The sequence below is a fragment of the Yonghaparkia sp. Soil809 genome, assembly GCF_001429705.1.
In the GTDB taxonomy this organism is placed as follows: Bacteria; Actinomycetota; Actinomycetes; order Actinomycetales; family Microbacteriaceae; genus Microcella.
The window spans coordinates 930,161-932,582 of the sequence record NZ_LMSV01000001.1 but is presented as its reverse complement, the minus strand read 5'-3'; positions in this window follow the sequence as shown (position 1 = coordinate 932,582).

Here is a 2,422-nt window from a genome sequence, read left to right as displayed (position 1 = left end):
CAGCTGACGCTGACGGTCTCGGGCGAGCTGGCCGATCGTGACCCGCTGCTCTGCGAGGAGGCGACCGGCACGGTTCCGCTGATCGACCCGACGTGCGAGCTCGGTGCGAGCGTGGACCTGGAGAACATCTCCGGCGTCAACGCGACCTTCGAGGTCATCGACGACGGCTCCGTCTCGGGTACGTACGAGGTCGAGTTCACGGCGCTGGAGGGCTTCCGGTTCGCCGGCGACCAGACGACGCTGACGATCTCGGGCGAGCTCGCTGACCGCGACCCGCTGCTGTGCCTTGAGGCGACGGGCTCGGTCCCGATCATCGACCCGACCTGCGAGCAGGGGGCGAGCGTCGACCTGGAGAACATCGCCGGTACGAACGCCACCTTCGAGGTCATCGACGATGGCTCGACGGACGGCACGTACGAGGTGCTGTTCACGGCGAACGACGGCTACCGGTTCACCGGTGACCAGAAGACGCTGACCGTGACCGGAACGCTCGACCCCAAGGACCAGCGCCTGTGCATCGTCGTCGAGGCCTCCTTCACCCTCCCGCCCGCCACGTGCGAGGTCGGCGAGGACTGGGAGAACCCGATCATCGTCGCCGATGCCGGCGTTCTGTGGGGCGAGCCGATGTTCGACCCGGAGACCCAGACCGTCTCGATCGAGTTCCTCGCGACCGGCGCGACCGTGTTCGTGATCGAGGTCGACGGGGAGATGACGTTCTCCAAGACGCTCACCGTGACGCTCGATGTCGCCGACCGCGACCCCGAGCTGTGCCTCGAGCCGACCTACGTGGTTCCCGTCATCGACCCGACCTGCGAGCTCGGCGCGAGCCTGGATGTCGCGGGTATCGACGCGGAGAACGCCACGTTNCAGCTGACGCTGACGGTCTCGGGCGAGCTGGCCGATCGTGACCCGCTGCTCTGCGAGGAGGCGTCGGCGAGCGTTCCGCTCATCGACCCGACCTGCGAGCTGGGGGCGAGCGTGGACCTGGAGAACNCGGATCTGAGTCGGGCAGCTACGAGGTCGAGTTCACGGCGCTGGAGGGCTTCCGGTTCGCCGGTGACAAGACGACGCTGACGGTCTCGGGCGAGCTCGCTGACCGCGACCCCGAGCTGTGCCTCGAGCCGACCTACGTGGCTCCTCTGATCGACGCCACCTGCGAGCTGGGCGAGAGCCTGGACGTCGAGGGCATCGATGCGGAGAACGCCACCTGGGTCGTTGTCGATGACGGTTCTGAGTCGGGCACGTACGAGGTGCTGTTCACGGCGGATGAGGGTTACCGGTTCGCCGATGACCAGACGACGCTGACGGTCTCGGGCGAGCTGGCCGATCGTGACCCGCTGCTCTGTGAGGAGGCGTCGGGGAGCGTTCCGCTGATCGACCCGACGTGCGAGCTCGGTGCGAGCGTGGACCTGGAGAAGNCGGATCTGAGTCGGGCAGCTACGAGGTCGAGTTCACGGCGCTGGAGGGCTTCCGGTTCGCCGGCGACCAGACGACGCTCACGATCTCGGGCGATCTCGCCGACCGTGACCCCGAGCTCTGCCTCGAGGCGACCTACGTCGCACCGGTCATCGACGCCACCTGCGAGCTGGGCGAGAGCCTGGACGTGGAGGGCATCGACGCCGAGAACGCGACGTTCGAGGTCATCGATGATGGCTCGGAGTCGGGCACGTACGAGATCGAGTTCACCGCGAACGAGGGCTACCGGTTCGCCGGTGACCAGCAGACCCTGACCGTGACCGGCGACCTCGCCGGCCCGAACACGGAGCTGTGCCTCGAGGCGGTCGCGGAGATCGCCGTGACCGACGCGGACTGCTTCTTCGACTCGACGCTCGACGAGGACGGCTTCACGGCCGAGAACGCCACGTATGAGATCACGGCCTACAACGCCGAGACCCGCGAGTACGAGGTCGTCTTCACGGCCGCGTACGGCTACCGTTTCGACACGTCGCTCGACGGCGTCAGCGAGGACGGCACGACGAGGACGTTCTCCGGAACGCTCGACGCCGCCGACCCCAATGGCGACGGCTGCGTGCTGCCGATCACGGACGCCTCCATCGCGTTCATCGACGCCACGTGCCTCGACCCGCAGTCGCTCGACGAGGAGAACTTCGTGTTCGACTCCGAGCTGGCCGCGCTCGACAGCGTGATGTACGACGGTCTCGACTACACGGTCGTGTTCGTGACGATCGGGGAGGACACCAAGTTCTTCCAGAGCGGCGAGCCGGTCGAGGGCCGCGCGGTATCCGAGGACGGGACGGTGCTGACCTTCACGGGAACGCTCGACGGCCCGAACGAGGCGCTGTGCCCCGAGGTCATCGTGCCGCCGATCGTCGTGGTGGATGACTGCTTCGAGCAGTCGTACACGATCACCGATGTCGAGGGCGTGACGTACACGCGAACGGTCAACGGGCTGGAGCTCCCG